The 19,086-nt window shown below is 44.5% G+C and carries 20 protein-coding genes; 10 read left to right on the plus strand and 10 right to left on the minus strand.

All coding sequences use genetic code 11. The annotated features are described in order from the left end of the window. Nucleotide 1: 1 nt before the first annotated feature. From A3CY_RS0103205 to A3CY_RS23220, 3 genes are read right to left on the minus strand one after another with little or no spacing between them, the layout of a single operon-like run. On the minus strand, nt 2-1,381 hold the full coding sequence (locus A3CY_RS0103205; RefSeq protein WP_026207247.1) for a hypothetical protein: 1,380 nt from the start codon (nt 1,379-1,381) through the stop codon (nt 2-4). Between the two features lie 8 nt (nt 1,382-1,389). Continuing rightward, nucleotides 1,390-1,647: a hypothetical protein gene (locus tag A3CY_RS0103210; protein ID WP_026207248.1), complete on the minus strand. Its 258-nt coding sequence runs from the start codon at nt 1,645-1,647 to the stop codon at nt 1,390-1,392. Nucleotides 1,648-1,654: 7 nt separating this feature from the next. After that, complete coding sequence (locus A3CY_RS23220; protein WP_018336457.1) at nt 1,655-2,839, minus strand: energy transducer TonB; 1,185 nt, start codon at nt 2,837-2,839, stop codon at nt 1,655-1,657. Nucleotides 2,840-3,925: 1,086 nt separating this feature from the next. On the opposite strand from A3CY_RS23220, the gene A3CY_RS0103220 reads away from it, so the two are divergent. Together A3CY_RS0103220 and A3CY_RS0103225 are read left to right on the plus strand one after the other, a co-directional pair. Continuing rightward, on the plus strand, nt 3,926-4,567 hold the full coding sequence (locus A3CY_RS0103220; protein ID WP_018336458.1) for a DUF6266 family protein: 642 nt from the start codon (nt 3,926-3,928) through the stop codon (nt 4,565-4,567). Nucleotides 4,568-4,646: 79 nt separating this feature from the next. Beyond that, complete coding sequence (locus tag A3CY_RS0103225) at nt 4,647-5,294, plus strand: hypothetical protein (protein WP_018336459.1); 648 nt, start codon at nt 4,647-4,649, stop codon at nt 5,292-5,294. A gap of 59 nt (nt 5,295-5,353) precedes the next feature. Here the strand turns inward: A3CY_RS0103225 and fabG are convergent, their stop codons facing one another. Beyond that, nucleotides 5,354-6,100, minus strand: coding sequence for a 3-oxoacyl-[acyl-carrier-protein] reductase (gene fabG / locus A3CY_RS0103230; RefSeq protein ID WP_018336460.1), 747 nt, complete (start codon nt 6,098-6,100; stop codon nt 5,354-5,356). A gap of 463 nt (nt 6,101-6,563) precedes the next feature. Between fabG and A3CY_RS0103235 the strand changes: the two genes are divergently transcribed. The 7 genes from A3CY_RS0103235 (at nt 6,564) to A3CY_RS0103265 (ending at nt 12,929) form a co-directional block, all read left to right on the plus strand. After that, nucleotides 6,564-7,016: an alanyl-tRNA editing protein gene (locus A3CY_RS0103235; protein WP_018336461.1), complete on the plus strand. Its 453-nt coding sequence runs from the start codon at nt 6,564-6,566 to the stop codon at nt 7,014-7,016. Nucleotides 7,017-7,169: 153 nt separating this feature from the next. Beyond that, the gene (gene pta, locus A3CY_RS0103240) at nt 7,170-8,174 is read left to right on the plus strand and encodes a phosphate acetyltransferase (RefSeq protein ID WP_018336462.1); all 1,005 of its coding nucleotides are present in this window, start codon (nt 7,170-7,172) and stop codon (nt 8,172-8,174) included. A 48-nt stretch (nt 8,175-8,222) separates the two neighbouring features. Then, nucleotides 8,223-9,422, plus strand: coding sequence for an acetate/propionate family kinase (locus A3CY_RS0103245; protein WP_026207249.1), 1,200 nt, complete (start codon nt 8,223-8,225; stop codon nt 9,420-9,422). A 168-nt stretch (nt 9,423-9,590) separates the two neighbouring features. After that, nucleotides 9,591-11,012, plus strand: coding sequence for an MFS transporter (locus tag A3CY_RS0103250; RefSeq protein ID WP_018336464.1), 1,422 nt, complete (start codon nt 9,591-9,593; stop codon nt 11,010-11,012). Between the two features lie 83 nt (nt 11,013-11,095). Continuing rightward, on the plus strand, nt 11,096-11,686 hold the full coding sequence (locus tag A3CY_RS0103255) for a LemA family protein (RefSeq protein ID WP_018336465.1): 591 nt from the start codon (nt 11,096-11,098) through the stop codon (nt 11,684-11,686). A 12-nt stretch (nt 11,687-11,698) separates the two neighbouring features. Next, nucleotides 11,699-12,136 carry a TPM domain-containing protein gene (locus tag A3CY_RS0103260; protein WP_018336466.1) on the plus strand — a complete coding sequence of 146 codons (438 nt, stop codon included), beginning with the start codon at nt 11,699-11,701 and terminating at the stop codon, nt 12,134-12,136. A gap of 7 nt (nt 12,137-12,143) precedes the next feature. Next, the gene (locus A3CY_RS0103265) at nt 12,144-12,929 is read left to right on the plus strand and encodes a TPM domain-containing protein (protein WP_018336467.1); all 786 of its coding nucleotides are present in this window, start codon (nt 12,144-12,146) and stop codon (nt 12,927-12,929) included. Here the strand turns inward: A3CY_RS0103265 and A3CY_RS20105 are convergent. The 4 genes from A3CY_RS20105 to A3CY_RS0103285 are packed head-to-tail and all read right to left on the minus strand — an operon-like array spanning nt 12,894 to nt 15,980. Beyond that, nucleotides 12,894-13,817, minus strand: coding sequence for a FecR domain-containing protein (locus A3CY_RS20105; protein WP_018336468.1), 924 nt, complete (start codon nt 13,815-13,817; stop codon nt 12,894-12,896). The two genes, A3CY_RS0103265 and A3CY_RS20105, sit on opposite strands and share 36 nt — an antisense overlap. 41 nt (nt 13,818-13,858) lie before the next feature. Continuing rightward, a complete protein-coding gene (locus tag A3CY_RS0103275) occupies nt 13,859-14,386 on the minus strand; it encodes an RNA polymerase sigma-70 factor (RefSeq protein ID WP_018336469.1) in 528 nt (175 codons plus the stop codon). 54 nt (nt 14,387-14,440) lie between these two features. Then, nucleotides 14,441-14,905, minus strand: a complete 465-nt coding sequence (locus tag A3CY_RS0103280) for a YqaA family protein (protein ID WP_018336470.1) — start codon at nt 14,903-14,905, stop codon at nt 14,441-14,443. Between the two features lie 7 nt (nt 14,906-14,912). Further along, on the minus strand, nt 14,913-15,980 hold the full coding sequence (locus A3CY_RS0103285; protein WP_018336471.1) for a hypothetical protein: 1,068 nt from the start codon (nt 15,978-15,980) through the stop codon (nt 14,913-14,915). Between the two features lie 94 nt (nt 15,981-16,074). On the opposite strand from A3CY_RS0103285, the gene A3CY_RS0103290 reads away from it, so the two are divergent. Continuing rightward, nucleotides 16,075-17,205: a M20 metallopeptidase family protein gene (locus A3CY_RS0103290; protein ID WP_018336472.1), complete on the plus strand. Its 1,131-nt coding sequence runs from the start codon at nt 16,075-16,077 to the stop codon at nt 17,203-17,205. On the opposite strand, the gene A3CY_RS0103295 is transcribed toward A3CY_RS0103290, so the two are convergent. After that, nucleotides 17,181-18,365, minus strand: coding sequence for a clostripain-related cysteine peptidase (locus tag A3CY_RS0103295; RefSeq protein ID WP_018336473.1), 1,185 nt, complete (start codon nt 18,363-18,365; stop codon nt 17,181-17,183). The genes A3CY_RS0103290 and A3CY_RS0103295 overlap by 25 nt on opposite strands. 139 nt (nt 18,366-18,504) lie before the next feature. Next, on the minus strand, nt 18,505-19,056 hold the full coding sequence (locus tag A3CY_RS0103300) for a Crp/Fnr family transcriptional regulator (RefSeq protein ID WP_018336474.1): 552 nt from the start codon (nt 19,054-19,056) through the stop codon (nt 18,505-18,507). Nucleotides 19,057-19,086: the final 30 nt, after the last annotated feature.

Consider the following 19,086-nt stretch of genomic DNA (forward strand, 5'->3'; position numbering starts at 1 on the left):
ATTAACGAATAAACCACGTATGCCTTGCAATTGTTAAAGCGCTATCATATTTTTCTTTATATTTTGCACTGCCGTCATTTTCCAATCTTTCTATATGAAAATTTTCATTCCCGATATAATAACTATGATCCCCATACCATTTATTATTAAGTGTCAATGTGTTGTTTTTCCAGTCATAATATACTTGGTTAAACAATTTTTTGATTTTAGGATCAGTTATTTCATCATGAATAGGTAATTTCTCCACATAAGGAAGATATTTTTCAATTTCTAATGCATACTGTTGCCAGTTTTTCGTGAATTTACTGGAACTATATTCACAATCACGGTAAAATTTATTAGCCATATAACGATATGTTATTTCAGACACAATCCAAAAACGAAAAGCTACTGCATCATAGTCATTTTCATCATTAAATAAGTAATAATTTTCCCCTTTTCCATCCAATACGATTATATACAATCGAGGTCTTCTATAATCATTCTCCAATTCTTCTGGCATGAACAAGACTTTAAAAGTCATTTCAAAAGTTGTAGATTTTTCCGAGGTATATTGTTTATCTTCCAACTTTTCTTGCACTAAAAGATCTTTTGCTTTATCTACTTTCTTCCAAGCTTCCAATAATTCTATATATTCACTATAAGCTTCATTCATATCAAAACTATTTTTTAGGAATCCCAAAAACGTTTCACACACATTTTTCGAGAAAAATATCTCTTGAAGCCTATTAAAGTCCCGTTCAAATGCTATTACAAATTCTTCTTTACTTATTTCAGTTCTACATTTTTCGTCTTCCCGAATATAAGACTCAAGAATAAACATATACAAGCGAGTACAACAAAAATTCTCCCCACGTACAATGGAATCACAAGCTTGCCTCAAAAGCATCGAAATTTCTTCGTATTTTTGAAGCAGCAATTCTTCTTCCAATTTCTTGTAAACTGTTTCACCAAAAAATAAATTCACAACTTTATCTGCTTTTTCTATTTTCTGCTCAAGAATTCCATTCAACCTACCAGGCAATTGAATGAAAAAATCAGAATAATCATTGACCAATCCCTTATTTTCCTGACAAACAGACAGATAATTATCCATCATTTGATGTAGTTGTTTTATTTTATCCCGGTAACTATCAAGAACAGCAGAATTTATTTTTTCGATGACAATCCGGTGTGTATCTACGACCTTATTAAATTTCAATATGGAATCAAAAACAGCAATGCTAGACAATGCCGTAATAGTTCTGACAAAATTTTCCTCTTTTTGGAAAACCTGAAAATAAGAATTTGTTGTTGTCGCTTTTTCATAATCCGGACGTCTCGTGCAAGAGTATAAAAGCAAGATAAAAAGGCACCCTACAAGAACAGACTTATTTTTCATTATTACTTCTAATCATTATTGAATTTCTGTAAATTATCTAACTTTTTCTGCAATTCATTCAATTTATTTGCAAGATCACGATATTGCTGGTCGAAATATCGAAAGTCTTTCCCGGTAAGTCCTCTATCAAGTGAACTAAATATGTTTAAGATTACAAGAAAGGCAAGTAATCCTAATATCCATCCTATAACCTCTCGAAAAGTCAAACCTAAAGGAGGAGTAAGAGCTTCTACTCCTTCTCTTAAATTGTACATTAATTCTTCCATAACATTATTATTGTAATCTAAAATTAAATGGCATCGTATAGCTCTCTCTAACCGGTTCACCTTTTTGTTTCCCGGGTATCCATTTTGGCATAATTTTTACCAAACGGATAACCTCCTTGTCCAAAATCGGATCTACAGATTTAACTATTTTTACATCCGTAATGCTACTATCTTTCTCAATCATGAATTGTACTACCACTGTACCTTGGATATTATTTTCTTGCGCAAAAACCGGATATTTCATATGCTTTGCCAGCCACTTATTAATACAACCAGGAAAGCGAGGCACATCAGTATCAACATCTTCTTTTTCAACATCACGATCATTCCCATCGCCCTCCACGTTCGCTGCCCGATCTTGCCAATCATTAAATTTATGATATTCTCGTGTAAACACGGAAATATATTCTTTACCATCTATTTTATTATCATTTCGAACATAACCTCGGCGAGTAATCCAATTACCATTCTCATCATTTTCATACTCATACATAACTTCTTTTTCTACCTTGGAGTGCACACTCTGAATATAACCTTGAGAATATTTACTCAACTGTTGATTGGAATAATCATAAAGTTCATAATAATACCCTTGCTCTTCAAGAGTGGTAGAGCATAATCCGATAACCCGACCTTGATTATCAAATTTCAATGTTGTATCACCAACTAAATTAACTCGTCCGTTATTATCATATTTGCATACTCTTTTTTGTGCATCTCCATTAGAAGTATATTCTATTATTGTACTTATCTGTTCTTTATCATTATATTGATATTTTATTTTCTTGCATTGAGTTAATCGTCCATTAAAATCTTTCTGGAAAAATATTCTCGGATTATAATCATCTAAACGATACTCGGCAGCTTTTACTAATTTCCCTCTCTCATCATATTCGTAGCAGCGAAGAAGTGAATTTTCATACACACGAAGAATCTGCTTATCCGATCTGTACCATATTATTCTCCTTAATGTTCCTTCTGACAAAAGTAATTCATCAAACTTATAACGGAAATCGTGCTCTTTTTCTATAATTATATCATAATCAGACATAATTGGTTGAATATGATAACTATTTGTTATTATAGACAGATTAGACATCCGTGTATTGATCGTCTGCGCATCAATAGGTAAAACAGGAATACACATCAATATCACATAGAAGAATATTATTCCAATTTTCACACTCTCCATATTAAGTTAGTATTATATATTGCCTTTAATCCCCAGAAAAGCAGTTTATATTGCATAAGAAAAGCGTGGGAACTTTCAGTTTATCCATTTTGAGGTATCGCCAAACACCTGACCCGAAATAAACAGCTACCCCACGCTAAACCATATATAGTGTAGATTTCTATATGGCAAGCATGAACGTTTGTACTGTTGTCCTTCGGGTTTAAAAATTGGCGATTTTCAAAATGAGGACATAACTAAACGCTTCAAATATTTCACATTTTCATTACCCGGGTATTATCCCGAATAATTATACAAATGTAATCAATTTTCAGAATCCAGCAAAACGTTCACTCGGGGTAGCCGTGTAACAAAATTAGCAATTTATTACAAAAGCACTGTCCTAGATGAAGTTTCCGGTACTGTTTATAACGTTTCTAAGTGGGAGGATATAAAGAGAGCGTGAAATTGCTCGCACTCCCGATAAGCAAGGTTCTGGTAAACCTATCATCATAAAAGCGAAAACAATCCACGCCCGAACGGGTGTGGAACGTGATTCGGCTTATTATTCATGATGATTAAAATTTACCAGATTTTGCTTTATCGAATAATATCCTGTCCGTTCAACAATATTTTAATTCAAATGTCTGCTTCTTTCTTCTTGACGTTTTAGTTCGACTTATTTATTAACGATACAATATTAAGGAAAATCTAGAATATCCCCAAATTGGAAGTGATTATATTTCCACGAAAAAGAACGTTTCAATACAAAAAAAATCAACAGATTAATATCCAATCATTTGACTTATCAAAAGGGGTGCCGAGTAAAAAAAATCCTTTTTTTTTCTTGTCTAAATCCTTTTTTGAAGCTATATTTGCATCATAAAGAAAAAAACATTATAACGAATCAGTGATAGAATAACTGATTTTTTACTATTCCGCTATTGAAAGGCAAAGAAATCTAAGCAATAGAATTTAAGGAATAGGGAATATGCCAACAAGCATCGAATCACTTCTTAAAAAGAAATAATTGTATAATTATTTTTACCAAAGAACAGATGTTTATTACAAACATCAAAATTTTATAATTCATTAAAAATTATTATTATGGGAAAGATATACCCTGACCTCGCAGGCGCCTATTTAGGAGCCGTGGGAGGTGCGACATATTACATGCTTTACAGTAATAATATCGTTAGAAGAAAAGGCATTCCCGGGAAAGCCTCGAATTCACCGGAAGCAGTTGAACAACGCTTAAAATTTGCTATGCTCATCATGCTTTCATCGGCTTTGCGATCGGCAATCCGGTTGGGATTTCCACAACGTAAAAGGGGATGGTCCGCGGCAAATGCGTTCCTTTCATTGAACAAAGACATTTGCTCGGTGGAAGCAGAGAACGTGGTCACAGTGGATTACGAGCGCTTGTTTTGCGCGAACGGGTCATTGCTTGTTCCGGATGTAACGGCAAGTTATAACTCTGAAACGCAAAAGTTTATCTTTGAACAGACGCCAACCGAGGAAGAGGTCGACAACAACGCGGATGATGCGGTGTATGCCGTGCTGCTGGAAAGCGTCTTGGGATTTTGCCGGGTGGTAACACTTCGCCAACGAGGTGAAAGTGGTTCTACATCCGTGGCTTTACCCAAGAAATGGAGCAAAGAAAACGTGAAGATTTACACTTTCGCGACAAGCGCGGACAAAAAGAAGGCTTCCAAATCACAGTACTTAACGCTGGAGGAAGGAGCCTGATGGCAAAAACGAGTGAAAGGAGTTCCCGGGAACGGGGACTCCCCCCACTCTATTCAAGAGAAATATAAAATTAATTGATATGAAAATTAAAGATTTTATGAATGGAATCCCTATCGGTAGAATAGGGAACCTTATTTATTACACGCGTGACGGTGAACCCTACATGAGGCGATACGAGATTCCCGGGAAAAAGAAAAAATGGGAAATTGAAGGACGTACGCCCAAACAGCGGGAAGTGACCGCCCGCTTCACTGCCGTGCAGTCGTTTTACAAGGAGTACATGAAACAGGTATCGCCCGATATTTGGCGAACGGCAGCCAAAGCACACGGAAAGATGGCTCCGAACTTGTTCTACACGACCAATTTCCACTGCTTTGACGGGCAAAGCAAGATCGTGGATTTCGAGGGATTCAAGTTTTCCACCGGGAGGCTGGCACTTCCCCGCGACTTGCAAGTAACGCGGGAAGGCAACCGCTTTCACGTGAGCTGGCAAGAAGAACGGGATTGGAGCACGGCAGCAAGAACGGACATGATGCAGGTGGGATTGTTGTACGATAACTTGACACGATCGCCCCGCCTGGCTCTCGAAGTAAAAGGTTGCCGCGGGGATTTACGGGGTGAATTTACCCTAGACGAATCTATCGGGCAATCGGCGCACGTGTACATCTTTTTCGCCGGGGTGAATCAATCAGGCTTCTCCCCCAGTTGGCACGTTCACGTGGAGTAAACGGAGAAACAACGAGAGGTGTGCCGCAACACACCTCTCATCTATAAAATTCATAAAACCTACATATTCATTCCGCCACAAACGTGAATGGTTTGTCCCGTCACGTAAGCAGACAAGTCTGAACCGAGGAACACGCATACCTTGGCGATATCCTCCGGGGTACCTCCCCTTCTTAACGGAATTTTTGCCGCCCATTCTTTCCGCACGTCCTCGGGCAATTGAGCGGTCATGTCCGTGATGATGAATCCCGGGGCCACGGCGTTGGCACGGATGTTGCGAGAGCCTAACTCTTTTGCCACGCTCTTGGTGAAACCGATGATACCGGCTTTGGAAGCGGCATAATTGGCTTGCCCGGCGTTACCGCTGACACCTACCACGGAACTCATGCTGATGATAGAACCCGATTTCTGGCGTAACATAACGGCAGAAACGGCTTTCGTGAAATTGAACACGGATTTAAGGTTCACGTTGATCACGGCGTCCCATTGTTCCTCGCTCATGCGCATTAACAAAGTATCTTTCGTGATCCCGGCATTATTTACAAGTATGTCAACTCGTCCAAATTCTTTAACAATCTCATCCACGGTAGCGGCAGTAGCGGCAAAATCGGCAGCGTTGGAAGCGTACATTTTCGCTTTCACGCCCAAGGCAGCAATTTCTTTCTCGGTTTCTTGCGCGATCTCGTCATACCTCAAGTCGGTAAAAGCGATGTTGGCGCCTTGTCTGGCAAACTCCATTGCCACGGCTTTACCGATGCCTCTTGACGCTCCGGTCACGATGGCTGTTTTTCCTTCTAATAACTTCATAATTACAGTTTTATTTAAACCTAAATTTAAAGCGGGCTCACCCAAAGGTGATTCTCCCCCGCGGAAAGTTTATTCCGCTCGGGAGGCAAAGATAGGCAATAAATTCTATTAATTAACAAGATCATAATCAAAAAAAGAAACCGGGGAAAGCGAGTGGAGGGTTTGGAAGTAATATCAAGGGCCGATATAAGGTCTAAGGCGTATCGATTCGATCATGTTATGAAAGTAAAACTTCCTAGTGTATCTCGCATGTATCCCCGGTATAATTCTCGGTGTAAAGGTAAGCATCTTTTTGATAAATCCAAAAAAGAAATTATTTTTTTCACCGAACTTGTAACCTGCCAACCTGTAACTTGCAACTGATTAATTCTGCCAGGGCAAATTTATTTTATTATATTCGCGATAGAAACATCTCCGTTAAAAACTTATGACATACGACATTAAAAAGTAATAACATTAAATCATGAACATTAACGAACCCAACAAAACTTACAGTTCACCTGCCATGCACACGGCAGAACATATTCTGAATTCGCAAATGGTGAAGTATTTCCATTGCGAACGGGCATTTTCCGCGCACATCGAGAAAAAGAAATCCAAATGTGATTACCATTTCACAACCCCTCCCTCTCCGGAAGATATTGCAACGGTAGAACTGGCCGTGAACGACATCATCCATCAAAACATTAACGTGGAAGCCATCTTCTACCCGATAGACAAACTCCCAGAGGGCATCAATATCGAACGTCTCCCCGACCGGAGTGTCGACACCGTGCGGGTCATCCGCATCGGCAACTACGACCAATGCCCCTGCATCGGTGAACACGTGTCAAACACGGCAGAAATCGGGACATTCAAAATTATCTCGCACGACTTTAACGAGGGAGTGTTACGGTTGAGATTCAAATTGGCATAGACGATAGACAATTTTCAATCGTTTTTGCAACCTCAATCTTACAAAATCAACAAAAATTGCAAACAATAAATAGCAAAAGGCTCGTTATTTAATGAATTATTCCTACTTTCGCGCTAACGATTGCGAATAACACAACTATAAAGAATAATTACAATGAATCTCCTTGAACAAATCAAAGAAAACGCCAAGAAGTACAACAAGAGAATTGTACTTCCGGAGGGAACTGAAGAACGTACGTTAAAAGCCGCGGACATCCTTATTGGGGAAGGCATCGCGCAAATCATCCTGATCGGGGCACCGGGAGAAATCAAGGCTTTGGCAGAAAAATTCGAGTTGAAGAACATCAACAAGGCAACAATTATCGATCCCGAGAACCACGACAAGAAAGAGGCTTACGCCGACTTGCTGGTGGAACTCCGCAAGAGCAAAGGGATGACGAAAGAACAAGCGTTGAAGCTCGTTGTCGATCCTCTTTATTTGGCAACTTTGATGATCAAGAGTGGTGATGCAGACGGAGAAGTAGCCGGAGCAAAGAACGCTACCGGAGATGTATTACGCCCGGCATTGCAGATCGTGAAGACCCTCCCGGGGATGTCTGTCGTGTCTGGAGCATTCCTCCTGCTGACCAACAAACCGGAATACGGGGAAAACGGATTGATCGTATGTGCCGATTGCGCCGTGTTGCCTAATCCTACCGCTGAAGAATTGGCACAGATCGCCGTTGCCACAGCCGGAACAGCTAGAGCTATCGCCAAGATCGAACCGAGAATTGCCATGTTGAGCTTCTCCACGAAAGGATCGGCAAAGAACGAACTGGTAGACAAAGTGGTAAAAGCTACCGAACTCGCCAAACAAATGGCTCCCGACGTGATGATCGACGGTGAGATGCAGGCAGACGCCGCGCTGGTCGCATCCGTGGGTGCAAGCAAAGCCCCGGGCAGCCCCGTGGCTGGAAAAGCCAACGTGCTTATATTCCCGAGCCTCGAGGTGGGTAATATCAGTTACAAACTCGTGCAACGCATCGCCGGTATCGAAGCCGTGGGTCCCGTATTGCAAGGTATGGCTGCCCCGATCAACGACCTGTCAAGAGGTTGCTCCGTGAGTGACATCGTGAACCTCGTGGCTATCACGGTAAACCAGGCTGCAGCAAAGAACTAAAAATTAATCGATAATCTTCAATCACAGAATCATAAATCGTAAATTATAATGAACGTATTAGTATTAAACTGCGGTAGCTCCTCCATAAAATACCAATTACTAAACATGGAAGGAGAACCGACGTTATTGGCAAAAGGGCTAGTTGAAAAAATCGGTTTACCGGTAGGTAGTTTCACCCACAAACCGGAAGGAAAAGACAAATACGTGGTGGAAGAGCCTATCAAGGATCACACCGCCGGTATCGACTTAATCCTGAAAGCACTTGTAAACCCGCAACACGGGGTTATCAACGCTTTGACCGACATCAATGCCGTGGGACACCGCGTGGCTCACGGGGGAGAATTCTTTGCCAAGAGCGTTATCGTGGACGCTGATGCCAAAGAAAAGATTGCCGCTTGCTGCGAATTGGCACCGTTGCACAATCCCGCTAACTTGACGGGAATTGAAACGATGGAAAAACTACTGCCAGGAGTACCGCAAGTAGCCGTGTTCGACACTTCATTCCACCAAACACTGCCGAAGGAAGCATATATCTACGGTCTACCCTACAAGTACTACGAGCAATATCGCGTACGCCGTTACGGATTCCACGGGACATCACACAAATTCGTGGCTCAAAAGGCTTGTAACATCCTAGGCTGGAACATCGAGAATAAAAAGATCATCACTTGCCACCTCGGCAACGGTTCGTCCATTACCGCTATCAACAAAGGGAAATCCGTTGACACGTCCATGGGCTTCACTCCCAACGCCGGAGTTATCATGGGTACTCGTACCGGAGATCTCGATTTAGGTGCACTATTGTTCATCTGTGACAAGGAAGGATTAAACAACGCGCAGGCTAACGACTTGGTAAACAAAAAATCCGGCTTGCAAGGAGTATCGGACGTGTCATCCGATTGCCGCGACTTGCAGGCTGCTGCTGCCGCGGGTAACGAGAAAGCACGCTTGGCTCTCGATATTCTTGCTTACGACGTGAAAAAATACGTGGGTAGCTATGCTGCCGTATTGAACGGTGTAGACCTGATCGTCTTCACGGGCGGAATCGGCGAGAACGACGACGAGGTGCGCGAGCAAGTATGCCGCAACATGGAATACATGGGCATTCATTTCGACACCGCGGCGAACAAAGGCACTCGCGGAAAAGACAAAATATTATCCATGTCCGACTCCAAAGTGATCGTGATGAGCATCACGACCGACGAGGAACTGGTTATTGCCACGGACACGATGAATTTAATCAAGTAATTAATAACTTTCAATCATTATACAGGTTACGCCTTGACTTGCTAATAGTAAAGTCAAGGCGTAATTTTTGGGCTTCCAATTTTTAGTTTTTATCTTTAATATTTGTAACTTGCCAGCCACAAGCGTGCAAGACAAGACGCAAGTTGTAAACCTGTAACTTTTTATGAAATGAGTATTTTTAGCAAATTCCCCCGCACCTTTTGGGTGGCAAACACGATTGAGTTATTTGAACGTTGGGCATGGTATGGATTTTTCATGTTATTTGCCAATTACCTGACAGGGTCGTCCGATGTCGGCGGTCTTGAATTCACGCAAAGCCAAAAAGGAATACTCATGGGCGTGGGAACGGGAATACTTTATTTCTTGCCCGTGTTGACCGGGGCTATCGCTGACCGCTACGGGTACAAAAAAATACTGGCACTTGCTTTCGTGATCTACACTTCGGCATTTATCCTGTTACCTTTATTCTCTACCTTCACGGGGGTATTCCTCATGTATCTATACCTTGCTATCGGTGCGGCTTTATTCAAGCCGGTAATATCAGCAACCATAGCGAAAACCACTACAGACAAGACCGCCTCCATCGGGTTCGGCATCTACTACATGATGGTAAATATCGGGGCATTCTTTGGTCCCATGGTGACATTGCTGTTCAAGGGATCATCGCACCTCGTGTTCTACGTTTCGGCAGGAATGATCGTGTTGAATTTTATCCTTCTCGTGTTCTACAAGGAACCTAACCGGGAAAAGGCGGAACAGACATCCTTGGCAAAGACGCTCTGTGGCATATTCCGAAATATGTTCAGCATCGTGCGGGATCTCAAGTTTTTGGTATTCCTTCTTATCGTGGCGGGATTCTGGACAATGTACAACCAACTGTTTTTCACCCTGCCCGTGTTTATCTCTCAATGGGTAGATACCAGCGTGCTCTACAACTTTTTCCACGAGTACATCCCTTTCATAAGCAATAATTACAGTCCCGCCCCGGGAATACTGGACGCGGAGTTCGTCACGAACTTTGACGCCTTATATATTATTATCTTTCAAATTGCCGTATCGAGCATCGTTATGCGCCTGAAACCGCTGAAATCCATGATGTCCGGTTTTCTCGTGTGTTCCATCGGAATGGCATTGACGCTATTCTCGCAGAACGTGTTATTCACGCTAGTGGCAATACTCGTTTTCTCGATCGGGGAAATGGCAGGCTCTCCCAAGATCACGGAATACATCGGGCGTATCGCTCCTCACGATAAAAAAGCCCTGTACATGGGATATTCCTTTATTCCCGTTTTTATCGGCAACGTATTCGCCGGGATTATCTCCGGCGTGGTGTATCAAGATATGTCCGACAAAGTGGTTATCACCCGTCAATTCGCCGAAACGAAAGGACTCGCGATACCCGAGGGACTGTCCAATAACGCCTACTTCGACAACGTGGCGCAACAACTTCACCTGAACCACAAGGAACTCACCGATCTACTCTGGCAGCAATACTCTCCCTCCAATATCTGGATGGTTATTCTGGCTATCGGGCTGGCGACTACGGTATTGCTCTATATTTACGATCGGGTAATACGGGGAAAAGCATAACATTCTTGCAAATAATTTCGTATCTTTGCGTTAATTGACAAACACAAACAAGTTTATTGTATCACTAAAAATAGAAGCAAAAAATGAAAAAGAGTTATATTGTAATTGGAATAATTGTCATTATCCTAATCGGTATCTTCACGTGGTTTAAAGGAAGTTACAATCAAATGGTGAGTCGTAGTGAAGGAGTTTCCTCGCAATGGTCTAACGTGGAGAACCAGTATCAACGTCGTCTCGACTTGATCCCGAACCTCGTGAACACCGTCAAGGGATACGCCGAGCACGAGCAGAACACGCTGACACAAGTCGTGGAAGCCCGGGCAAAAGCCACCCAGATGAGAATTAATTTCGATCAACTCGACGAGAAAACCATCCAACAATTCAACAGCATGCAGGGTGAACTCTCCTCTGCCCTCTCCCGCCTGATGGCAATCTCGGAGCAATACCCGAACCTGAAGGCTAACGAGAACTTCCGTGATTTGCAGGCACAATTGGAAGGTACGGAAAACCGTATCGCCGTGGAAAGAAGAAAGTTCAACGAGGACGTGAAAACCTACAACGCTTATATCCGTTCGTTCCCGAAGAACATCATCGCCAATATGTTCGGCTTTACCGTGAAACCTTATTTCGAAGCTGCCGCGGGAGCGGAAAAAGCACCGGAAGTGAAATTCTAATCTAAAATAAAAATGTCTCCCGAGAAATCATTCACCAAAGAGCAAAAAGAGGCGATGGTAGCCGCCATACAACAGGCGGAGAAAGATACATCCGGGGAAATCCGGGTGCATATCGAGAATCGCAGTAAAATAAAGGTACTTGACCGGGCGGCGGACGTGTTCGCCGAATTGAAAATGCACAAGACAGCACTCCGCAACGGGGTGTTGATATACGTGGCACTACTCGACCACCAGCTGGCGATTCTCGGCGACGCCGGTATAAACAGCAAGGTACCCGCCGGTTTTTGGGACTCGATAAAAACAAACATGATAGAAAAATTCAAACAGGGACTAATCACGGAAGGTATCTGCGAGGCAGTACTCGCGGCAGGAGAACAGCTGAAGGCTTATTTCCCGTACCAAGACGACGATGTGAACGAACTCCCCGATGATATTTCATTCAGTAACTAAAACAACAATGATAAAAAGATTCATCCTATTTCTTACCCTTGTTTCGGGTATCTGCCTATCCCTGGGGGCACAGGATATACCGGACCCCATGAAGCCCCGTCGTATCGTGAACGACTTCACGGGTCTGTTCAGCAAGCAGGAACAAGCGGCACTGGAAAGAAAATTAAGGGACTTCAACGACAGCACCTCCACGCAGATAGCGGTAGTCACCGTACCCACGCTCGACGGGTATGACATCAATGACTATGCCGCCCGGCTCGGCGAGAAATGGGGCGTGGGGCAAAAAGGAAAAGACAACGGCATCGTCCTGCTTATAAAACCCAAGAACAACCGGGAATCCGGACAAGTGGCGATATCCGTCGGCTACGGGTTGGAAGGCGTGATCCCGGACGTGATCGCCTCCCGCGTCATCCGCAACGAGATCATTCCCGCTTTCCAACAAGGAAACTACTACAAGGGCGTGGACAAAGCCCTCACCGTGCTGACCGACCTCTCGAAAGGCGAATACACGGCTGACGAGTACAAGAAAAAAAGCGAAGGCGGCGGTATATTTGACATCATCATCGGTATCATCATCTTTGCGGTATTGCTGTCCTTTATCTTCCGGCGCCGGGGTGGCGGCGGATATTCCCCCGGACACACTTCCGGAGGAGGATTCTTCATCTTCCCCATGGGCGGCTTTGGCGGAGGCAGCAGCAGTGGTGGCTTCGGTGGCTTTAGCAGCGGCGGAGGCTCCTTTGGCGGCTTTGGTGGCGGGTCATTCGGCGGAGGAGGTTCCAGTGGCAGCTGGTAAGACAAGTTCTATATCCAGCGTCTGGTTGATAATCTCCAACGCTTCCTTCAAAGGAAGTTTATCAAAAGAAACCGTTATTCGCGACGAATCATATTCATCAGGTAAAGCCATCTTTACCTGATAATATAGGTTCAATTCACGGATTACTTCCGCCAGAGGGGTATCCTTAAATCGGAATACACCCGTCTTCCACCCGATTCGGTTGGCATCAAATTCCGGAGAAACCTTTAATTCCGGTTCACTCGTTTTGTACGAAGCAGACATTCCTTTCTGCAAGATACATTCCTGTTTTCCCCGGGTAGTGGTTACCTTCACTCGTCCGCGTTCCACCATCACCTCGGCTGCGGAAGCATCTGCCTGCACTTGGAAGGCGGTTCCCAGTACTTTCACGTTTATCGTGGAAGTCTGCACGATAAACGACTTTTCCAAATCCTTACGCACGGAAAAGAATGCTTTTCCTTTCAGCGATACTTTCCGGAAACGCTTGCCATAGCGAGGCGTGTACACCAATTTGGAAGTTCCGGAAAGCGTCACGACAGAACTGTCCGGAAGATAGAACTCCCGGGTTTCGTCTGCCCGGCATACCAACATCACGTCTTTTCCCGGAGCCTCGTGCAGAAGCAGCCAAAGCCCGGTAACAAGCACGACGACGGCAACAGCAACGTAACGTATCAGGCGTTGCACACGGCGTGACTTACGATGAAATATCCTCGTGTCGGGGACAAAGGTATCGGGACGATAGCGCCGTGCCGCCAGATCAAGCCGCTCGGTCAATTGCTTCAACTCCTCGCCCCGTTCGGGATTCTCGGAAAGCCATTGCTCGACAGCAGCCCTTTCTTCCTCATTCGCCTCGTCAAATATATATTTCGCAAGTATTCGATTGTCCATAACTTCCTTTTTCAATATGAGTCAAAATACACCAAAAACCCCTACTCCAATCGTCCAAAAAAGAACAAATAAATTTTAATTACCTTCGCTCGCAGGGACTGCAACGCCTTCCCCATCTGGTTCTCCACCGTCTTCACGGAAATACCCAATTCCCCGGCAATCTCCTTGTACTTCATTCCCCGCTGTTTAGCCATCAGGAAGATATTCCGCCGTTCCGTCGGCAATTCGTCTATCCAGTTCCACAAACGGGCTTCCCGTTCCGTGCGAAGCACCTCTTCATCGCTGTTATCATCTGCCGCGACTTCCCCGACGTCCTCTATCGGCTGCACGGCTCGTGCCCGCTGGATAAACTTCAATCCCCGGTTCTTCACCGCCGTGTAAAGATAAGACTTCACGTTGACAACCTCCAGTTTCCCCGCCGTTTCCCGTTCCCAAAGTTCCGCGAAAAGCTGTTGCACGATATCCTCGGCATCCTCGTACTTGCCCGTGTAATTCAAGGCAAACAGGCACAAGGGTCTGTACAACTCTTTGAACTTACTTTCCAGAATATCCGAATTTGAGGCAGTCATCTACACGTTTTTTTTATTTTCCGACGTGACAAATGTAAGATTTCTCTACTAATTTCAACTAATCCACTCGATAAAACGATCCGCGTATTTCAAATAAAGGATCACCCACACCACGAAACGGGCAAATCGCCCGACCAACATATAAAAGGCAGACATCTTGGGACGGACACGATAGAATCCCAAGGCGATGGCAAACAAATCCCCCACCAGGGGCAACCACGTGAACAACGCCAGCCACACGCCATAGCGGTCGATATGTCCCTTCTGCTTTTCCAATTGTTCCCGTTTCACCTTGAACCACCGTTCCAGCCAGTCCCAGCGTCCCAGCCAACCGATCCAATACGAGGTAAGCCCTCCCAGCCAATTGCCAATGGTAGCGATAGCCAAACAGCCCCACACGTTGCCCCCCAAAGTCAACACTCCGACCAGCAACACATCGGCACTCATCGGGATAACCGTCGAGGCTAGAAACGAGCCGATAAAAAGTCCCAAGTATCCCAAGCTTACCAGTGTATCCATATACGATTCAATTCGTGTCTTTTTCTATTTTACGACCGTCCCGGGCAAAAAACTCAAGACTCCATATTTTCTCTGCTTTACGTCCCAGTAACCAGAAAGATACAGCCAGGATAAAAAAGAACAACCCCACGTGCATCACGTCCCACAACAGCGAGAAATACAAAGTATATATCCCGAGCAAGAAAAAAGAAATCCCGAATCCCCGAGCCACGACATCGTCCCACCTCAACCCCGCATAAACCGCCGCGACAGATGCCACCAGTATCAAGGTATTCCAGTACCAGAGTTCGATCTGCCTCGTACTATACCAGCTGGAAAAACTGCTTGAATCCCCGAATATGGAAAGCAGCCACAAGGCTATAAAGAAGTAAAGCATCCCGACCACATAAGTAGCGGAACTCACCTCCGCAAACCAGCGTTTCTCCCGTAACAGGAAGCGGCACAACAGGATTGCCACACCGAACACCACGAAGCGAACCGGATAATTCATTCCCAAGAAGTAACGTCCCCAATCCGTCAGATACCCCGTTTCCGCACCAAACCATCCGCCAAAAGAGAGTAGGGCAAACACCCACACCATGGAAGACGAGAACCGAAGCCCCAGAAAACCGTACACGAACGTCGCCAGCAAAAGCAACAGGGAATAATGCCCGCTCCCGGTGTCAATAGCGGCTCCCAAGTAACCGATAGACACTGCGGTCAACACCACACCCAGAAAAAGAATCGTTTCGTTACTGAATATCTTGTACGGCAGCCTCTGCCTTCTCCGCCATCCCCAGTAGTAAGTCAACGCCGCCAACAAGGCAAAGAACCCGCTAGCCAAACTGTAAGAAGAAAGAAACAATTTTTGCAGAAATTCCATGATAAGGCGATCGGCAAGCACCGACCCTACCGCCACTACCGCACAAACAATCGCTATCCAGAACGAGTATTTTGCCAACTCTTTCCACTCGAAAGAACGCACCGTGTAACTTGTTTTCAACCGATTAGCCGTATCCGTTGTGACTGTCCCCTCCGCCTCCCACCGCTCGATCACACCTCGCAGAAAGTTCCCTTGGGTTTTATTCAACTTCATTGCCATCCTATTTTAGATTTTGGGGTAAAGATACTAATATTAGCAGTACAAGGAAAACATTTATCTTTTAACTTCGCGGGACAAAAGAACGATTATGCAAGAAGATACTTTTTACCGCACACGCAGGAAATTGCACCAACACCCTGAATTATCCGGACAGGAGAGCAACACGGCTCGTTTCGTGGAAGAACAATTACAGGCGTTCGCCCCGACTAAAATCATCCGCCACGTGGGCGGACACGGTCTGCTGGCTGAATATTTCTTCTCGGAAGAAGGTCCTACCCTACTTTTTCGGGCGGATATGGATGCCGTGGCAGTACAGGAGCCAAACGATCTTCCCTACCATTCACAGAACCCGGGAGTAGCCCACAAGTGCGGACACGACGGGCACACGACCATACTCTTGCGTTTCGCCAAAATGCTGCATGAACAACCGCTAAAACAAGGAAGGGTACTGTTACTTTTCCAACCGGCAGAAGAAAACGGAAGCGGTTCAAAAGCCGTACTGGATACCCACGTACTTGATTACTACACGATAGACAGAGTTTTCGCCTTGCATAATATTCCCGGCTTTAAATCCTCCGCTATACTCTGCAAGAAAGGCAGTTTCACGTGTGCCGTCATTAGCGTGTCGATCGCCCTCACGGGCAAAACCTCACACGCCGCAGAACCCCAAAAAGGGATCAGCCCCATTCCCGCCACTTTACGCATCGTAGAGGAACTCCTGCAATGGAACAACACGGATATTCAATCCGATGACTATTTTCTTGCGACTATCGTGGAGATTCACGCAGGAGAAGAAGCCTATGGCGTATCTGCCGGAAAAGGTGTCATCCGGGCAACACTACGGGCTAAGACCAATCATCAGTTGCACGAGTACGCTGAAAAATTAAAAAAACTGATTGCCTCCGCAAGTGAAAACACCCCGGGCTTACAACACGAGATCACGTGGCTGGAACCTTTCTTCGCCAATGAAAATGACGAGCAGACGGTCGGTATGATTAAAAATATTGCCCTTCGCGAAGGTTTTGATTACGTGGAAATAGAAACCCCCTTTAGCTGGGGCGAAGACTTCGGGCTGTTCACCCAACAATACAAGGGAGCCATGTTCGGTCTGGGTGCTGGGGAAAATTGTGCCCCGCTTCACTCCCCGCAATACGATTTCCCGGATGAACTTATCGAAACCGGAGCAAAAATATTCTACTCCGTGGCATCCCGCTCGTAAACTCCCGCCCACGGGAAATCCCAGTAAGCAGTGGTTTCGCTGTGCCAAAAATTCCGGGGGATATAGGTAGCTATACCACTGAATTTTTCTTCCGGAATGGTTATATAGTAAAAAGGATTCGTCACGGCTTTATACAAAACGACCTTTTCTAACTGTTTCTTGTAAGCCGTATATAGAGAAGGTCTATCTTGAGTCATATATTTGATATACTCCCTTAAATCAAAAAAACGATCATACTTGGAATATCCCACTTTCGGGTAATTATATACCACCGAAGCCTCTATTTTGGCTGCATCTGAAGCCTTCCCGCTTAATACTTCCCGTGTCAGATCATATAGATTTTCCAACTCTGCCATATTAATCAAGGCAACCGAACCAAAACGATTTGCCGAACTATATGTATTATAAAACTCGTAATAGATCTTACATATATTTTCCAACTCTCCCTCTAATTGCATTTCATTTCCCCAGAAATAAGACATTATATCACCATAAGGATACCCGACTATCGGCGTTTCCGTCGGGGAGGCAATAATATACTTCACTTTATCCCGGAACTCGTATAATGCCTCGACAGAGGACATCAGGCAGGCATCGAACAAGATAAAATCTAACCCGGAAGGCAATGCCTTCGCCATATCACGTATATCCATGCTCGAAGTAGAGGCATCCGCAAAACTTCTGCTAATTGAATTTTCCCAAAAAGAGGGGGACCTTGCCGCCCGTCCCGACAAAACCGGAGGAATCCACCCCGAAGCGTGCCCCCCGAAAATCATCCCGTAAGAGCGTGCCGGAAACAACGCCTGCATTTCTTGCACCACCTGCTTCAATGTTTCCGGGGATGCTGAATTCAAATCATCATCATATGTTTTAAGCACTTCTTGCTCCGCCACCCCATTCTTCACTTTAAACGTCAGTAATTGAGGAGCGGCATTGTTAGCATCATAAAAAATAACAATATTACCATCATAACCTTTTTTCCACCCCCCAGCCATATCCCGGATATTATTTTTCAGATAGCTGGAAATATTGCCATCCCCCTGTCCCACGAGGTAAACCATCAATGTTCTCTCCTTCTCCGACTCTTCTTCATCTTTCTCACAAGACACCATGAAAAAGAATACAAAACACAAAATATATAGAATACGACTGTTTTTCATTGTCATTACAAATTAACCTTATTCATAAAGTATCGCAAGATACTAAAATTCTATCAAAAAACATACGCTTAAAACCACCTTATTGTTACAGTTGCAATAATATACACGCCATGACTCCGATTGTTTCATTTATAGAAAATCACAAAACCATTTTTCCCCTGATCCGACTTAAATGCTCGGAGGTAATCCCAAGATAAGAAGCGATATACTGCAACTGCACCCGTTGGATGATACCGGGTTTCTCTTGCATCAAGTGCAAATAGCGTTCCGTGGCAGTCTCGGACAAATGGGAAATCAACCGTTGTTCTGTTCGCACGAACTCCCGTTCCAACAACTGCCTAGCCCAATTACATACCTCTATATCATGGCGGTAAAGTTCAAAGAGCCCCTGCCATTCCATCCGGTACAACACGGAATCTTCCAACAATTCCATCGTCTCATAGCCCTTTTCCCCGTAAACATACCCCCGGGCGGAAATAATAACATCGCCTTCCTGCCCGAACCAAATCGTCACGTCATTTCCATCCCCCTCCGTGTAAGCACGTGCAATGCCTTGACCGAGGATATAAATATTCCTTTCCGGTTTATCCCGGTTAAACAATATATGCCCCCTAGGGTAACGCACCTCTGTCACGAGAGGCAGCAACTGTTTGAGGATATTCCCCGGGAGAAAATGTTCAATTCCTGTCATCACGCTTACTTGTTTTATCGTTTCCACAAA

The sequence above is a fragment of the Butyricimonas synergistica DSM 23225 genome (genome assembly GCF_000379665.1).
Classification (GTDB): Bacteria; Bacteroidota; Bacteroidia; order Bacteroidales; family Marinifilaceae; genus Butyricimonas; species Butyricimonas synergistica.